15 protein-coding genes are annotated in these 16274 nt (G+C 67.2%); 2 read left to right on the top strand and 13 right to left on the bottom strand.

Features of this window, described 5'->3' with window-relative positions; translation table 11 throughout:
• Positions 1–94 precede the first annotated feature (94 nt).
• The 10 genes from QOC76_RS11775 to QOC76_RS11730 form a co-directional block, all read right to left on the bottom strand.
• Positions 95–1258 carry an LLM class flavin-dependent oxidoreductase gene (locus QOC76_RS11775; RefSeq protein WP_526357016.1) on the bottom strand — a complete coding sequence of 388 codons (1164 nt, stop codon included), beginning with the start codon at positions 1256–1258 and terminating at the stop codon, positions 95–97.
• A gap of 31 nt (positions 1259–1289) precedes the next feature.
• Positions 1290–1775, bottom strand: coding sequence for a DUF456 family protein (locus QOC76_RS11770; protein WP_526357015.1), 486 nt, complete (start codon positions 1773–1775; stop codon positions 1290–1292).
• A gap of 48 nt (positions 1776–1823) precedes the next feature.
• The gene (locus QOC76_RS11765; RefSeq protein WP_526357014.1) at positions 1824–2573 is read right to left on the bottom strand and encodes a class I SAM-dependent methyltransferase; all 750 of its coding nucleotides are present in this window, start codon (positions 2571–2573) and stop codon (positions 1824–1826) included.
• A 22-nt stretch (positions 2574–2595) separates the two neighbouring features.
• Positions 2596–3300 (bottom strand): haloacid dehalogenase type II, encoded by a 705-nt coding sequence (locus QOC76_RS11760; RefSeq protein WP_526357013.1) that lies wholly within the window; start codon positions 3298–3300, stop codon positions 2596–2598.
• Positions 3301–3328: 28 nt separating this feature from the next.
• Positions 3329–4291 (bottom strand): NADPH:quinone oxidoreductase family protein, encoded by a 963-nt coding sequence (locus tag QOC76_RS11755; RefSeq protein WP_526357012.1) that lies wholly within the window; start codon positions 4289–4291, stop codon positions 3329–3331.
• Positions 4292–4301: 10 nt separating this feature from the next.
• The gene (locus QOC76_RS11750) at positions 4302–5168 is read right to left on the bottom strand and encodes an SDR family oxidoreductase (protein ID WP_526357011.1); all 867 of its coding nucleotides are present in this window, start codon (positions 5166–5168) and stop codon (positions 4302–4304) included.
• 42 nt (positions 5169–5210) lie between these two features.
• A complete protein-coding gene (locus QOC76_RS11745; RefSeq protein WP_526357010.1) occupies positions 5211–6629 on the bottom strand; it encodes an aldehyde dehydrogenase family protein in 1419 nt (472 codons plus the stop codon).
• A 93-nt stretch (positions 6630–6722) separates the two neighbouring features.
• Complete coding sequence (locus QOC76_RS11740; protein ID WP_526357009.1) at positions 6723–7655, bottom strand: class I SAM-dependent methyltransferase; 933 nt, start codon at positions 7653–7655, stop codon at positions 6723–6725.
• On the bottom strand, positions 7652–8611 hold the full coding sequence (locus QOC76_RS11735; RefSeq protein WP_526357008.1) for a class I SAM-dependent methyltransferase: 960 nt from the start codon (positions 8609–8611) through the stop codon (positions 7652–7654). The genes QOC76_RS11740 and QOC76_RS11735 overlap by 4 nt, the downstream gene beginning before the upstream one ends.
• A gap of 92 nt (positions 8612–8703) precedes the next feature.
• A complete protein-coding gene (locus QOC76_RS11730) occupies positions 8704–9339 on the bottom strand; it encodes a TetR/AcrR family transcriptional regulator (RefSeq protein WP_526357007.1) in 636 nt (211 codons plus the stop codon).
• 171 nt (positions 9340–9510) lie between these two features.
• Between QOC76_RS11730 and QOC76_RS11725 the strand changes: the two genes are divergently transcribed.
• Both QOC76_RS11725 and QOC76_RS11720 read left to right on the top strand, forming a co-directional pair.
• A complete protein-coding gene (locus tag QOC76_RS11725) occupies positions 9511–10077 on the top strand; it encodes a TetR/AcrR family transcriptional regulator (protein WP_526357006.1) in 567 nt (188 codons plus the stop codon).
• Positions 10070–12274, top strand: a complete 2205-nt coding sequence (locus QOC76_RS11720; protein WP_526357005.1) for an FUSC family protein — start codon at positions 10070–10072, stop codon at positions 12272–12274. Before QOC76_RS11725 ends, QOC76_RS11720 begins: the two co-directional genes overlap by 8 nt.
• A 4-nt stretch (positions 12275–12278) precedes the next feature.
• Here QOC76_RS11720 and QOC76_RS11715 read toward each other — a convergent pair whose 3' ends face one another.
• The 3 genes from QOC76_RS11715 to QOC76_RS11705 all read right to left on the bottom strand — a co-directional run.
• Positions 12279–13250 carry a pirin family protein gene (locus QOC76_RS11715; RefSeq protein ID WP_526357004.1) on the bottom strand — a complete coding sequence of 324 codons (972 nt, stop codon included), beginning with the start codon at positions 13248–13250 and terminating at the stop codon, positions 12279–12281.
• A 27-nt stretch (positions 13251–13277) separates the two neighbouring features.
• The gene (locus QOC76_RS11710; RefSeq protein WP_526357003.1) at positions 13278–15296 is read right to left on the bottom strand and encodes a lipase family protein; all 2019 of its coding nucleotides are present in this window, start codon (positions 15294–15296) and stop codon (positions 13278–13280) included.
• A gap of 328 nt (positions 15297–15624) precedes the next feature.
• Positions 15625–16274: putative PEP-binding protein (locus QOC76_RS11705; protein WP_526357002.1), on the bottom strand; the 650-nt coding region annotated here is incomplete at its 5' end.

Genomic DNA, 16274 nt, shown 5'->3' with positions numbered 1-16274 from the left:
TCGGCGGCCTCCTCAACGCGGCTCACGCCGCTTGATCGTCAGCCGCCGGCGTTTGTTCGGCGGCCTCCTCAACGCGGCTCACGCCGCTTGATCGTCAGCCGCCGGCCTTCTCGGCCTCGTACTTCTTGGTCATGTGCTCGATGGCGCTCATCGCCGTCTGCGCCAGGTCCTCGCGCACCTCGCTGGCGCGAGCCGCCGCGTCCAGCGTCGGCTGCGCCTGACCCTGGAAGTGCGGAATGACTTCAGCGGCAAACAGTTCCGCGGAGCGCCTGCTGGCCGCGGGGTTGGCCCACTCGTGTCCCATCTGCAGCATGGCGCCGAAGCCGCCGGACTGGTCCCACAGTCGCTGCACCTGAGCCCTGGCCGTCTCGGGCGTGCCGATGACGCCGGCCCCCGCATCGTTGATGATGCCGATCATCTCGTCGATCTGGTCGCCGGGCATGGTCATCTGAGGGAAGGCCGCAACCTTCTGGAAGTAGCGGAACCAGGGCTCGATGCCGAAGCGGACGTCGGCGCGGGCCTGTTCTTCGGTTTCGGCGATGTGCATGGGACAGACCAGCGACCAGTTCTTGCGGTCGACGGTGGTGCCGAAGGCGGCAGCGCGCTCCTCGGCGATGCCCCAGTGGTGCGCGAGCGCATCGAAGCCCTCGACGATCAGCGTGGCGCCGATCGAGAGCAGGCCGATGCCGTGCTTGCCTGCCAGCCGCGCACCTGTCGGTGAGGCGACGGCCGCGACCGACAACGGGATGCCGTCGTCGGAGTAGGGCGCGAGCTGGAGTTGGGCGTCGTGCAACTCATGGGTTGCGGTCTTCGCGGTGACGGTCTCGCCTGCCAACAGCCGGACAAGGATGTCGAGGTTGGTCTCCAACAGTTCGCGGGTGTCGGTGGGGGTCAGCCCGATCATCGACGAGTCGGTGGGCAGTGAGCCAGGTCCGACGCCACCGATGACCCGGCCGTGGGTGAGGTGGTCGAGCAGCATCAGCCGGTCGGCCGCCCACAACGGGTTGTGGTACGGCAGTGAGATGACGCCGGTGCCGAACCGGATTCGCTTGGCCCGTTCGGCCGCCGCGGCGATGAACACCTCCGGTGAGCTGATGATCTCGCTGCCCGCCGAATGGTGCTCGCCGATCCACACCTCGTCGAAACCGATCCTATCGAGGTGCTCGACGAACTCCAGGTCGCGCTGCAGCGCGAGGGTGGGGTTGGTGCCCGCGCGGTGGAACGGCGCGATGAAGTATCCGAAACGGAGCTTGGCCATCACTAGAACCTAGCCACGTCGCGCTTACTTTTTACTGAGTTAGGTAGACCCCGAAAACCCACGCCATCGTGGCGAGCAACCCACCGGCCAACTCGACGCCCACCGATAGCGCCACGCCCTTGAGCGCGTGCTTCGTCGCGACCCAGGCGATCCGCTGGTCACGGCGGTTGGCCAGCTCAGCCAGGTACACGCCCAGCACGAACCCGATTACCAGGCCGACGACGGGGATCACGAAGAAGCCGACGATGCCGAGGACCGCGCCGGCCAGCAGCGTGAGCGTGCCGACGTCGGCGGCGCGCATGCGCTTCATCGGCCACATGTACTTGGTCAGCGTGGTCGCGCCGATCAGCACGGTCACCACCGCGAGCGTCACCCACGACGTGACGTTGTGTTCGACCAAGGCCCACACCAGGATCGCCGCGTACACCAGCAGGATGCCGGGCAGCAGCGGAACGACGATGCCGATCAGCCCGACGGCGATGACTAGTGCGACCAGGACGATCCCGCCGGTGCTCACGGCTCGAACCTACTTGCGGACGTGAGGAGCACCAACCGACAACAGTCGTCAGGGCTTTCTCGCACGCACCCATTGGATGTTGCCGAGCGTCTTCGTGCGCACGCCGACCAGGCCGAGATCCTCGAAGGTGTCGCCGAGTTCGTCCTCGGTGAAGAAGGTGACCCCGCCGTTTGGCAGCCACTTGAGGAACTCGGCGCCGCGGCCGGCGGTCGGCACCATGATGGCGACCCGTCCGCCGGGCTTCAGCACCCGCGCGATCTCCGCCAGGGTGGCCGACGGGTTGGGCACCAACTGCAGCACGGCAAGCGAGGTGACCGCGTCGACGGTCTCGTCGCGGAACGGCAGCTGTTGCGCGTCGGCGCGCATGAAGCCGACGTTGCGACCCGCTTGCGCCTCGACTGCACGCGCCAGCATCGGCTCGGAGATGTCGATGCCCAACGCCAGCCCGTCGGAACCGGCGGCGCGTGCCAGGGCGGCCGTGACGTTGCCCGGGCCGCTGCCGATGTCGAGCGCGACGCCACCGGCCGGGATCTCCAGCCACTCGGTGGGCAGCTGCCACGCGCTCACATACTTGCGCGCGAAGGCCTGTGCGTTGTCGTAGAGCATCGAGCCGATTCCGGACGCCCACGCCGCCTGGATCGCGCCGGTGTTCTTCGGCAGCGTGGCTTCGGCCACAGGGCCGTCGGCCACCAGGTCGAGGTAACCCTTGCTGATGTCGGGATCCGCCGGCGGATCGGCGAGAAGGTCCAAAGCCCTTCTCAAAGCGGGCGGCAGGTCGGTAGTCACTTGATCAGTCACTCCACCACGTTACGCCGGATATTCAGGCGCCCAGCTGATCGGCAAGGTCGGCAAAATCTGCTGCCGTGACATCGAATTCGCCGTCATCCAGCCTGTCAGCCCGTTTGCCGGGACCATACTCCAGCGGCCTTGCGACATACGCGGTAGCTAGACCTACCGCCCGTGCGGCCCGCAGATCGGAGGGGTGCGCGGCGACGAGCATCAGCTCCTCCGGCCGCACGCCGAGCAGGTCGGCACAGCCGAGGTACGCCTCGGGGTCGGGCTTGTAGTGAGCGAACAGCTCGGCGGAGATCACGCAGTCCCACGGCAGCCCGGCGCGTTTCGCCATATTGGTCAGCAGCGACACGTTCCCGTTCGACAGCGTGGTGATGATGAACCGCTCCTTGAGCCGCGTCAGGCCGGCCACGCTGTCCGGCCACGGGTCCAGCCGGTGCCACGCACGGTTGAGATGGTCGACGTCCTCGTCGGCGAGATCGGTGGCTCCCGCCGCCGCGAGCAGTTCGTCGAGGATCATCCGGTGCAGGTCGTCGATGCGCGTCCAGGGCAGATCGCCGCGGCGCACCCGATCCATCGCGGGCGCATAGCCCTTGCGCCAGCCGTCGGCCATGGCCGGCCAGTCCGCGTCGAAGCCGTGCGCGCGGCCGAACTCCGTCAGCTCTTCGATGATGCTCGAGCGCCAGTCGACGACGGTGCCGAAGACGTCGAAGGCCAGCGCTCGAACGGTCATAGTTCGAGGTCCTTCGCGCAAGCGCTCATCACGGCTCCAGCACGACCTTCCCCAGCACGCCGCCGTCGGCCAGGGCCTGCAGTGCCGCGCTGCCTTCGGACAACGGATACCGCATCGGCGGTGGGGGCCGCAGCCCGGCCTTGACCAGTTCGCCGACGCCGAACTCGAACACCGACTGCGATCCCGGCTTGCGGTTGACGTACTCGCCGTATCCGACACCGACGAGGCTGACGTTGCGCAGCAGCAGCCGGTTGACCTTGACCGTCGGAATACCGCCCGCCGCAAAGCCGATCACCAGCAACCGGCCCTCGGTGTCCAGCGCGCGCACCGCATCGTCGAATGCGTCACCGCCGACGGGGTCGACGACCAGGTCGACGCCGCGGCCGTCGGTGTGGTCCTTCACCGCCTGAAGCCAGCCGTCGGTCAGCGGCAACACGAGGTCGGCTCCCAGCGACTTGACGAACTCGACGGCCTGCGGCCGGTGCACCATCGCGATCACCCTGGCGCCCAGCGCCTTCGCGATCTGCACGGCCGCCGTCCCGACGCCGCCCGCCGATCCCAGCACCAGCACGGTCTCGCCCGCGCGCAGCGCGCCACGCTTGGCCAGCGCGAAGTACATCGTCTGGTAGTTCCCCAGCAGCGCGACGGCCTCGGCGTCGTCGAGGTCATCCGGTATCCGCGTGAGGTTGGCCGACGGCACCACCACCTGTTCGGCCCACCCGCCGAGCATCGACAGCGCCGTAACCCGTTGACCCGGTGCGTATTCGGACTCATACGGCGCCGACCGCACCACTCCGGCGACCTCCATGCCTGGGACGAACGGCGGTTCGAGCCGCAGCTGGTACTCGCCGCGCAGGAGCAGCAGGTCGGGGAAGCTGACCCCGGCCGCACCGACGTCGACGACGACCACGTCGTCACCACCGACATCATCCACGTCGGTGTAGTCCAGTCCTGCCGGTCCGGAAAGCTCCCGTGCGACAAGCGCTTTCATACGAGGGCGATCAGCCCAGGGTGAAGGTGGCGCGCTGCGCCGCAGACAGGTCGGTGATCTCGCCCCACTTGGCGGCGATGTCGTCGACCGACGGCACACCGTCGGAGAAGGTGACGCCCTCGTTCTGGAACAGCGCCGCGCGCTGCACCTTGCCACCGCCGACGATGAAAACCGCTGCGCTCTCCTGGTTTTCCTCGCTCACCAGGTAAGCCACCACTGGCGCCACGTATTCCGGCGTGAGCTTCTCGAAAACCTCCGGCGGCAGGATGTCCTGCGTCATCCTGGTGGCCGCGATCGGTGCCACCGCGTTGGTCTTGATGTTGTACTTCGCGCCCTCTTGAGCCAGCGTGTTGATCAGGCCGACCAGGCCGAGCTTGGCGGCGCCGTAGTTGGCCTGCCCGAAGTTGCCGAACAGCCCGCTGGTCGACGTCGCTACGACGACGCGTCCGTAGCTCTGCTCGCGGAAGTGCGGCCATGCGGCGCGGATGACGTTGTAGCCGCCGTACAGGTGAACCTTGAGGACGGCGTCCCAGTTCGCGAACTCCATCTTGTGGAAGGTGCCGTCGCGCAGGATGCCTGCGTTGCTGACCACACCGTCGACCTTGCCGAACTCGTCGAGCGCGGTCTTGATGATGCCCTCGGCGCCCTCCGGCTCGGCCACCGAGTCATAGTTGGCCACCGCGCGACCGCCCGCGTCCTTGATCTCTGAGACCACGTCGTCGGCCATGTTGTGGCCGGCGCCCGTGCCATCCCGAGCACCACCGAGGTCGTTGACGACGACGCTGGCGCCTTCTCTGGCGAGCGTCAGCGCGTACTCGCGCCCCAGTCCGCCGCCGGCTCCGGTGACGACGATGACGCGATCCTGCACTCCTGGCACTGGTGTTCCTCTCTTAGCGGTCTTGTCGAGCGGGCGCGGACGTCAGATCAGCTTGCGCGCCAGCTTCTTCGCTGTCTCTGTATACGGGGGGTACATGAAGCTCATTGCGTCGGGGCGGGTCGGCTTGGTCATCACCGACTTCTTGTGGCTGAACTCCTCGAAGCCGAACCTGCCGTGGTAGGCACCCATTCCCGACGGACCGACGCCGCCGAACGGCAGCTTGTTGCTCGCGAACTGGAACAGCAGATGATTCACCACCATGCCGCCCGCCGAGACCTCCTTGATCACGCGCTCGCGGATGCTCTTGGCCTTGGTGAAAAGGTAGGCCGCCAGCGGCTTGGGCCGCGAGTTGACGAAGTCGATTGCCCCGTCCAGGTTTTCGACGGTGACTATCGGCAGGATCGGCCCGAAGATCTCATCGGTCATCAATTGCTCGTTCGGATCGGGATCCACCACCACCGTCGGCTGGATGGAGATCGACGACGCGTCCGAGCCGCCCCCGACGGCGATGGTGCCCTGCGTCGCGGCGAGCGAGGCCGTCAGTCGGTCGAAGTGACGCTGGTTGACGATGCGCTTCCCGCCGGGGTTGTCGGCCTCGAAAGTCGTGACAGCGTCCTTGATCTTGCCGACGAGTTCGTCGCGGACCTTCGCATCGACGAGAACGTAGTCCGGGGCGATGCAGGTCTGCCCGGAGTTGATCAGCTTGGTCCAGGCGATCCGCTTGGCGGCGACGTCGATGTCGGCGTCCTCGGCGACGATGACGGGGCTCTTGCCCCCAAGTTCCAGTGTCACCGGCGTCAGGTGCGCGGCGGCGCCCTCGTACACCTTGCGGCCGACCTCGGTGCCACCGGTGAACAGCAGACGGTCGAAGCCCTGCGCGATCAACTCCTGGCTCACCGCGCCGTCGCCCTCGATGACCGCGATCGCGTCGTTGTCCAGATACTTTCCCACCAGCTCGGCCATCACGGCCGACGATGCCGGCGCCACCTCGGACGGCTTGAGCACGACGGTGTTTCCCGCTGCGATGGCGGCGACGGCGGGTCCCAGCGTCAACACGATCGGGAAGTTCCACGCGCCGATGATGAGAACCGTGCCGTACGGCTCGTACTCGATCCAGCCGCGGCCGGGCAGCTGTGACATCTCGAGCAAGCGGTATTTGCGCCGCATCCACTTGCGGACGTTGCGCTCCGCGTCCTTGGCCTCCCCGACGGTGGGGGCGATGTCCGCCAGCCAGGCCTCGAACGATTTGCGGCCCAGGTCCTGCTCCAGCGCGGCCGCGATGGCGGCCTCGTTTTCGCTGACCATCGCCCCGAGCGCCTTGAGTTGCTGTTTACGCCATTCGACGCTGCGGGTGCGGCCGCTCGCGTAGGTGGCGCGCAGCCGGGCGACCGTCGCCGGGATATCAGGCGCGACCGGCGCGGGTACTGCGGGGGCGGCCTGAGGAATCGAATCGGTGGTCATGATGGACGTCCTTCCTGACCCGGGGGCAGTCATCCTGCTCCTCATGTGAGCCCGATCCTAACCAACCGGTTGGGACGTCCAGAAGTGCCCGACTCAGAGCCTTTCTGCAGTGGCGAAAGTGGCGAATGCGTCGTCGTCGGCATCCGCCAGCTCGACGAAGCGACCGAGCCGCCGCATCTCATCCCGAGAGGTCACCGCGCTCGCGCGCCAGCCGTGCGCGTTCAGCCATTCGGCGATGTCAGCGCGGTCGGGATCGTTGTACATCAGCTCCTGCACGTCGATCTCCCGCACGATGCCGAGCTGGTTGGCGATCGTGTCGAACCGTTCCTGCATCTGCGCACGCCGTTCGTCGGAACTGACGCCGACCGCCTCGGCGGCGATCCGGCTGCCGGGGGCGCTGAGCTCGGTGATCAACGTGAAGAGCCGATCCTGCGCATCGGCGGGTAGATACATCAGCAGGCCTTCGGCCAGCCATGCGGTCGGCTGGCCGGAATCAAACCCCTTCTCGCGCAACGCTGTGGGCCAGTCATTGCGCAGATCCACCGGCACCTGGTGCAGCGTCGCCGCCGGCCTCACATCGTTGTCCGCCAACGTCTCGGCCTTGTACTCCAGAACCTTGGGCTGATCGATCTCGTAGACCGTGGTGCCGTCGGGCCAGTTCAACCGATAGGCACGGGAGTCGAGGCCGGAGGCCAGGATGACGATCTGCCGGATTCCGGCCGCGGCCGCCCGGGTGAAGTGCTCGTCGAAGAAGTGGGTGCGCACGGCCTGGTAATTGCGCATGTGCCGGAAGATCGCGGCGATCTCGGGGTCGATGGCGGCGGCCTTTTCGACGATCGCCTCATCGAGCATCGTGGCCCACATGCCGGTTCCCGCTCCCGCGACCAGGATGTCGGCGTAGGGATCGGTGATCAGCGCGTCGGCCTGTCTGGTTTCGGCGGCGCGCGCCGCGGCCACCATAACGGCGGTGGTCCCGACGCTGCTGGCGATGTCCCAGGTGTCGTCGTGGGTGCGTAGTGAGCTCATCGAGCCTCTCCCGACAGTTCGGCGCGCAACAGCACGCTGGATGCGATCTCTTCGGCTTCGTAGTCGGGAGCCGGCCGGCCCAGCCGGGTCATCTCGACCTCGCTCGGCACGGCGTCGACGCGCCAGCCGTGATCGGCGAGCCAGCCTGCGGCGTCCGCCCGGTTGCCGTCGGCGTAGGTCAGGGTGTCGACATCGATGTCGATGCCCGAGAGTTCCCGCATCCGGGCGCTGCGCTCACGGCGCGCGATCCGTTGGTGGTCGGCCTGTGCCGTCAGGTCCATGCTGAACGCCTCGACCGCGATCCTGCTCCCCGCCGCACTGTGCGCGGTGACGAGCTGAAAGAGCCTGTCTTGAGCCTCGGCAGGCAGATAGGGCAGCAGGCCCTCGGCCAGCCACGCGGTCGGCGCCGTGGCGTCGAAGCCCGCGTCGGCGAGTGCGGCAGGCCAGTCGTTTCGCAGATCGACCGCCACCGGAACGCGGCGCGCCCGCGGCTGTGCCCCGTGCGCGTCCAGCGTCGAGGTCTTGTACTCCAGCACCTTGGGCTGATCGATCTCGAAAACCGTCGTGCCCGCCGGCCACTGCAGCCGGTATGCGCGAGAGTCGAGGCCGGCGGCCAGGATCACCACCTGGCGGATACCCGCCCGCATCGCGGCGTGGAAGAAGTCGTCGAAGTAGTGGGTGCGCACGGCCTGGTAGTCGCGGGACATCTCGTGCAGCGCACGGAATTCTTCGTCCTCGGCAATCCACTCGGGGTCGCTGCTGGCCATCTGGGCCCACTGCGGCCCGGCCGTCGCGACCAGCAGATAGGCGAACTCGTCGCGGATCAGCGCATCATCGCGCGCCGTCTCGACGGCGCGGGCGGCGGCGACGCCCAATGCGGTTGCGCCGACGCTCTCGGTGATTTCCCAACTGTCGCCCTCGGTACGGCTCGAAGGGGCTTCATGTAGATCAGTCATGTCCTAAGCCATGCTACTAAAAAAGTTAGTTGATCTACATGCGTCTGTGGGAAACATCACCCCAGGTCACACAGCGGATTGCCAGAGAGGAGTTACTCGGCCAGCTTCCAAAGCTTGTTGGCCAGCAGCAGTTCGAGCTTGTCGACGACGGACTCGAGCTCGTTGTGCGAACCGACGTAGCCGGCGTAGAAGCCCATCCCCCACATCACCGCGACGAGCATCTCGACAAGTTGCGGGACGTCGGTGTCGGTGGTCAGCTCGCCCTTCTCGATCGCGTCGTTGACGGCCCACGACACGAACGCCCGCGAGTTGCGCATCGAATCGTGGTCATCGCTGCGGAGCTCGGGATGCCGCTGCCCCTCGAGCACCGAGGTCACCAGAAACGCTGCGGCCGAACGGTCCTCGCTGTCGGCCTGCATAGTGGCGGAGAAGAACGCCGATAGCCGGCCGAGCAGGCTGGTCTGGCCTTGGGCCTTCGACATGCCCGCCGCTACCACCATCGCGTTCGTCTGCTCGACTACTTCCCGGTACAGCAACCGTTTGCTGGCGAAATAGTGATTGATCGCGGGCCGCGTCAGATCTGCGCGGATGGCGATCGCCTGAAAAGTGGCAGCGTCATAGCCCAGTTCGCTGAACACTTCGCGTGCGGCACGCAAAATGCGCTCACGTGTTTCGGCAGCCTTCGCTGCTGGTGGGCGACCTGGCCCCCTGCTCGCCGTATGCGGCATGGTCAATATCTTGCCATACGACATCACGGGGCTTTGCAGAACACCCGATTTGTATGACAGCTCAGCAAACTGTGCGGAAATGCCGCCCTTTTTCCAGCCGTCGCTACGGATCCGTGCAGCAGATGTCGGACCGGGCTCCGAGATCCTCGTTAGCGGCTAGGGTTCCCTCCCATGGCGGGCGTCGTTTCACGCGAGGCTTACTTCGAGACCGGCCTTGACGTGCTGTCCGACCTCGGCTACGGGGGCTTGAAACTGGCCGAGGTGTGCAACCGCCTGGGCGTCACGACCGGATCCTTCTATCACTATTTCTCCGGCTGGCGGGCCTACACCCGCGAGCTCGTCGAGAACTGGATGAAGGAGCGAACGGTGCTCGTCATCGAATTCGTCAAAAGCGAGACCAATCCGCGCCGCCGGATCGACAGCCTGATCGAGGTCGCCCTCCAGCTTCCGCACGGTGCCGAGGCCGCCATCCGGGCGTGGAGCTCGATCGACGCCGATGTGTACGACGTCCAGGTGCAGGTCGACCAACAGCGCTACGATTTCATGTACTCCTCGGCTCTGGAGCTGCTGGCGAACCATCATCAGGCGCAAATGTTCGCGCGGTGGGCGGTGTATCTCCTGGTCGGGTACGAGCAGGCGACTCTCCCGCGGGATACCGCCGCGCTGGCATGGATCGCCAGGCAGCTCACCGACGCACTTGACAGCGGCCGATTCGCCTCCGTTCCAACGGATGGCTGACGCACCGGCCGGCGTGGTGGGCCGGGCGGTCGGTACCCTTTCCGCTCCTCGCGTCCGCGCGCGCATCCGCGAGCGCGATCCCGAGTTCGACGCGCTGCGACGGGCCCTGCGCGCGGCGGCGGTGGTCCCGTTGGCCGCAGCGGTCAGCTTCGCCGTTGCGGGCGGTTCGCAGACGCCGTTGTTCACGATCTTCGGGTCGTTCGCGTTGATGGTGCTGGCGGACTTCCCCGGCAACACCCAGACCCGCGCGGTGGCATACGCGGGCCTCGGTCTCAACGGCGCCGTCCTCATCACGCTGGGCACCCTGGTGTCGCCGCACGCCTGGCTTTCGGTCGGCCTGATGTTCGTGATCGGTGTGGCGGTGACGTTCTCTGGTGTGCTCAGCGAGACGATCGCGGCCGGTCAGCGGCCCACATTGCTGACGTTCGTGCTGCCCGCCTGCACACCGCCCGGCCCGATCGGCGAGCGGCTGCTGGGGTGGGCGATCGCGCTCGCCGTGTGTGTGCCCGCCGCGTTGTTCTTCCTGCCGCCGCGCCACCACGGAGAACTGCGGCGGCACGCGGCCGAAGCCGTCGCGGCGCTGGCCGACCGCCTCGAGGGAAAGGCCACCCGCGACGCGGTGGCCGACGCGATGCTGGCGTTGCGGGAGAACTTCCTCGGCGCGGACTTCCGCCCGGTCGGGCTGTCCGCGGGCAGCCGGGCCCTGGTGCGGGTGGTCGAGGACCTCGAATGGCTCGCCGACCGGGTGAGCGATGAGGCGGGCCCGGGCATGCGGGACATGCAGGCGCCGGGCGTGCGGGTGCTGAGGTGCTCGGCCGCCGTGCTTCGGCAAACCCGCGCCGCCGACCAGACGGACGCGCGCGCGAACCTTCAAGCCGCGCTCATCCATCTGCGGTCGGTGGCGCGCGGACGCTACCGCGACGACGTCGAGTCGATCCTCGGTGCGCCCGACGACATCACCGCGTCTGCACTGGGTCGCCAACTGCTGGACCGTAGGACCATCGCTGCCACGATCGGAGCGACCGGCAGGGTGATCGCGGCCGCCGCCGCGGCCGACGGGCGGCCGGTGTGGGCAAGGGCACTGGGCCTACGGCTACCTGCCACGACCGCAACCGACCGGCTGATCCCGGCGACGACAGCGATCACGTCGACGACGTCGGGGTTTCTCACCGGCCGGTCGGTGGCCGTGCGCAACGCGCTGCGCACCGGCCTTGGGCTTGCGCTCGCCGTCGCTGTCACTCACCTGTTTCCCGTCGAGCACGGATTCTGGGTGGTGCTCGGCGCGTTGTCGGTGCTGCGCAGCAGCGCACTCACCACGGGCACGAAGATGCTGCGCGCCGTGCTTGGCACCGGGATCGGGTTCGTTCTCGGCGCGATGTTGATCGGCGTGGTCGGCGTCGACCCTGCGGTGCTGTGGATCCTGATGCCGGTGGTGGTGTTCGGCTCGGCGTTCGTGCCCGAGGTCGCATCGTTCACCGCGGGCCAGGCGGCATTCACCATGATGGTGCTGATCTTCTTCAACCTGATCGTGCCGACGGGATGGAGCGTCGGCCTCATTCGCGTCGAGGACGTCGTCGTCGGCGCGCTCGTGGGGGTCGTGGTGTCCCTGCTGTTGTGGCCGCGCGGCGCCACCGCGTCGGCGGAGGCGGCGGTCGAGTCGGCACGCGACATCTTCGCGCGCTACCTCGAGGCGGCGGTGCTGCGCATCACCCGCGGCGACGACGAGCACATGTCCGACCGGCTGGCCACCTTGAGCCACGATGCGATCGGGGCCTCACGGGTCGCCGACGACGCTGTGCGCCAATACCTTTCGGAGGGCGGCGGCAAGACGGATTTCCGCGGGCCGATCGTGCGGGCCTTCAACCGGGCGATCCGGGTGCGCGCGGCGGCGGACCTCATCACCGACATTCCGACGCCGCCGCCGCTCGGGACGTATCCGCGGGTGCGCGAGGTGGTCGAGTTCCACGTCAACGCGATCCGCGACCGGCTGTCGGGAACGATCGGTACCGGAGGCGACTGGGCGCCGATCGGCGACGAGTTCGTGGTGGCGTTGCGGGCGGAGTCGGGGGCACTGCCCTCGGAAGCTGGGGGAGAAATGGCAATCGCGGCCGCCATGCCGTTGGTGACGGCGGCGGCCGCGATCGGTGAATTGGAACTGGTGTATCCACACCCGGTGGAGCTTGCGGCCCACCAGTGATGCATCAGCGAACCCGGTGCGGCATCAAGGCATTCGGCGGGATCACGCCGAACTTGCCCGCGTTGTAGTCCTCGAGCGCCTTGACCAGTTCAGACTTGGAGTTCATCACGAACGGGCCGTGGGCGACGACGGGCTCGCGGATCGGCCTGCCACCGAGGATCAGTACCTCCATCGCGGGCCTGCGCGATTCCTGCGTCGGCTCTGCGGTGACGGTGATGCGGTCGCCGGGACCGAACACCGCCAGCTGGCCCTCGTGGATCGGATGACCGATGGGTCCCACCGATCCTCGGCCGGACAGCACGTATACCAGCGCGTTGAAGTCACGGTTCCACGGCACGCTTAGCCGCGCGCCGGGTTCGATGGTGCTGTGTGCCAACGTGATCGGAGTATGGGTGGCGCCTGGGCCGCCATGCCCGTCGACGTCGCCCGCGATGACGCGCACCAGCGCCCCACCGTCCTCGGACGACAGCAGCTTGACCTCATTGCCCTCGATCGCCTGGTATTTCGGCGTCGCGAACTTGTCCTTGCCGGGCAGGTTCACCCACAGCTGGATGCCGTGGAACATGCCCCCGCTCTCGACGAGTTCGGCGGGCGGTGTCTCGATGTGCAGTATTCCCGAGCCGGCGGTCATCCATTGCGTCGCGCCGTCGGTGATGAGTCCGCCGCCGCCGTGCGAATCCTGGTGGGCGAAGCGGCCGTCGATCATGTAGGTGACGGTTTCGAAGCCGCGGTGGGGGTGCCAATCCGTGCCTCTCGGTTCGCCGGGCTGGTACTCCACCTCGCCCATCTGGTCCATGTGGACGAACGGGTCGAGGTCGGCGGCGCTCACGCCGGCGAAGGCGCGCACGACCGGGAAGCCCTCGCCCTCGTAGCCCCGCGGACCGGTGGTGATCGAGCGGACGGGCCGCTCGGTGTCGGCTGCCGTTGGCGCAGAGAGCCGCGGCAATGTCATTGTGTCAGCAGTGATAGCAGGCATACCGCAGTTAACCGGACTGCGGTCCGATTAATTCCCGTGCGGGTGCAGCCGGGGCAACGCCACCTTCAACCCCCGCAGCCTGCGCTGCATACCGCCCTTTTCGTACGCTGAGTGCCGGCTTCTGCCGAGGAGCTCGAACGAGGCGAAATACGCCTCGATATCCCGCCTGACGCGGCCTTCCTGCCAGTACTCGTAGTGCCCCCTGGTCACCTCGTCCTCGAGCTCGGTGACGTCGATGTCGCACACCTGCGAACCCTCGACGGCGGTGCCTTCGGCGCCGCGGTTGAGCCTGGCGCCGAAGGGATCGGTCTTACGCCAGTAGTTGTGCCAGACGTTTCCGTGCGAATTTCGCGCCGCAGCCCTGACGAAGTGCTCGTCGAAATAGCGGGGGAAGAAAGTACGGTACAGCGAGCCCAGCGGCGAGCCACACGTGAACAGCGCTATGCGATCCGACTGTTCATCAGGGGTGTCGTGCATGCCCATCGCCAACGCGTGTTCGTCGGAGTAGTTCTCCGACGGCCTCTCCCGCCAGTGCCCGCCCCGGATGAACCATGCACAGATGACGGCGCCCTGGGAGTGACCGACGAGTGCAATCGGCTTGTCCGGTACATCCGTCCTCATATCGCGGACACCTCGACGGAGTCCGCGCAGCACCGCAAGGCGGTAGGACGTGCCTGCGAGCGGATGCAGATCGGGCGCCCAGAACCCGGCCAGGTCGGCGAACGACTCCAGTACCCGTTTCGTCCGCTGCACTGTCTGTTCCGGCCTGCGGACGACGATCACGACGAGCAGCAGCAGGCCCGTGATCTTGACCGTGATCAGCAAAGGCGTGGCTGATTCGTCGATGTCCCACTCACCGTTCGAGGCCGCGACCATCAGCGCGGCCGATGCAATCCACAGACCGAGCGAGACGAAAAGCCCGACAACCCCGGTACGACCGAGGAATTCGTGGGTGTCCCGCAGAAGCACATGGCTGGGCACCGGCTCTTTCAGGCCGCGCGGCCGGCCGACGCCGATGGCGCACATCGGCTTGCGCCGCCGATACTCCCACCAGAAGAGCGCGCCGAAGACCGCCGCCATCATCAAGAACAGCACCGGGATCAGATCGATCGGCAGCACATGGGAACTGTCCTGGATGCCCTGCGCCCGTCGCTCGATCACCGGCGGTGTGTAGGTGAGGATCGTCTGCAATACCAGTCGGAGTCCGGACCCCGCGGTGTGCAGTATCGCGACGGCGAAGGCGATGAGCAGTCCCGCGCCTGCCAGCGCGGTGCGGTCCGGGGTCGGCCGAAAGCTCAGTCGGCCGTAGCCTTTTCGACGGCCCTCCGCCCGCCACGCGATCCAGCACAGCGTGATTGCAAAGCCCCATGCGACCGCAGTGGTGACGCTGACCATGAGGGTCATCGGGTCACCTGCGGTGGCGCCGCCGGAGTCGAGCACCCCGTTGCCGACCATGACTCTGGTCGCCAGAAGGCCCGCGGTGCCGAGCAGCACCCCGAGGGTGAGTAGTGCGACCCCGCGGTTCGCCTGGTCGACAAGCGGCCGACCGCGAAGCATCCGGTTCACGACGACGCAGGCGAGCAAGCCGGGACCGAAGAGGCACTGGACAATGCCGGCGAGGCCGGCAGGCACTCCGCCGAGCAACCGCCATGCGGTCTCGAGGATGACGGACATCCACATCGCCATTGCGAACGTCATCATCAGGCTCGAGATCACGATGGCGGTCCGCATGAACCACCACAGTCGCCTTTCGGCGGGGTTCTCGCTGCGTTGTGGGCCCATGAAGCCGGCAATGTTGATCAACGTGAACGGATACGCCAGATACCAACTCAAGTTCCGGGTGATCTTCCTGCTCGGCCGGCTCCAGTGGATCAGCTTCAACTCGTGTTTCGGTATCAGCGGCAGACTGCCGATGCGCACCCGGTCGGCCACCGGGCCCGTGTACACCGGATTGCCGAGAGCGCTGAACACCCCGTGGTCTCCGACTCCGTGGACACGCATCTCCACTCCACCGGACTGCTGTAGTCCTTCGGCACTTGTGGTCATGTCGGGTCGGTCCTCTTAGCGCGCGAAAGTTCTCTTGCTTCATCAGGCCCAGACCCACGGACCGATGGCCTCAGCGAACCCGCCTCCGCACCCGATGTTGGATGAATTATGCGCGCAATTGCTCGCATCCGTTGCTCGTTCCGCAAATTGCATCAAGGCGGCTGAATGGGATGCTTCTCGCTGAGATCGGCCGATATCCAGCTGAATCAGCTGCTTGCATAACGGTGCTAGTTACTCACCGGTTAACTTAGCCATAGGCGGCCGGTGCGGGCAGCAGAGCCGCTGCAATCGTGCACCGCCGGCGCTGATCGGCAAATTAGCGCAGCGGTCAGCCGAGGACTGCCATGGCCGCCGCGCGGGCGTCACCCGCGCTTGCCGTGGCCAACACCGCGTCGGCCGCATCGCGGCACTGCTGCAGCGTCACCTGCGACAGCTTGGCGCCGACACCGTTGACCGCCGCTGCGGCCGCCGACAGTGAGGTGACCCCCAGACCGGTCAGCACGCAAGCCAGCAGCGGGTCCGCGGCCGCCTCACCGCATACGCCGACCGGCTTGCCGACGGCCGCGCCTGCGCGCACCGCCATCGCGACCAGAGCGACCACCGCGGGCTGCCACGGGTCGGTGAGCGTGGCCAGATCGGCCGACATGCGGTCGGCCGCCATCGTGTACTGAGCCAGGTCGTTCGTGCCGATCGACAGGAACTCGACATGCTCGAGGATGCGGTCGGCCAGCAGCGCCGCGGCGGGCACCTCGATCATCACGCCCGGCGTGAGGCCGCGGAGGCGGACCTGCGCGGCAAAGCGTTTCGCCTCATCGGCGGTGGCGATCATCGGCGCCATCACCCATGGCGGGTTGCCGGTCCGCTCGGCCGCCGCGGCGATCGCGTCCAGCTGCCGCTCCAGCAGCCCCGGGTTTCCCTCGGCGATGCGAATCCCCCGCACACCAAGCGCCGGGTTGGCCTCGGCAGTGTCGCTGGGAT

Origin of the sequence: Mycobacterium sp. (assembly GCF_032159565.1) — a bacterium.
Lineage (GTDB): Bacteria > Actinomycetota > Actinomycetes > Mycobacteriales > Mycobacteriaceae > Mycobacterium.
This window is presented reverse-complemented; position numbering and strand designations above follow the sequence as displayed.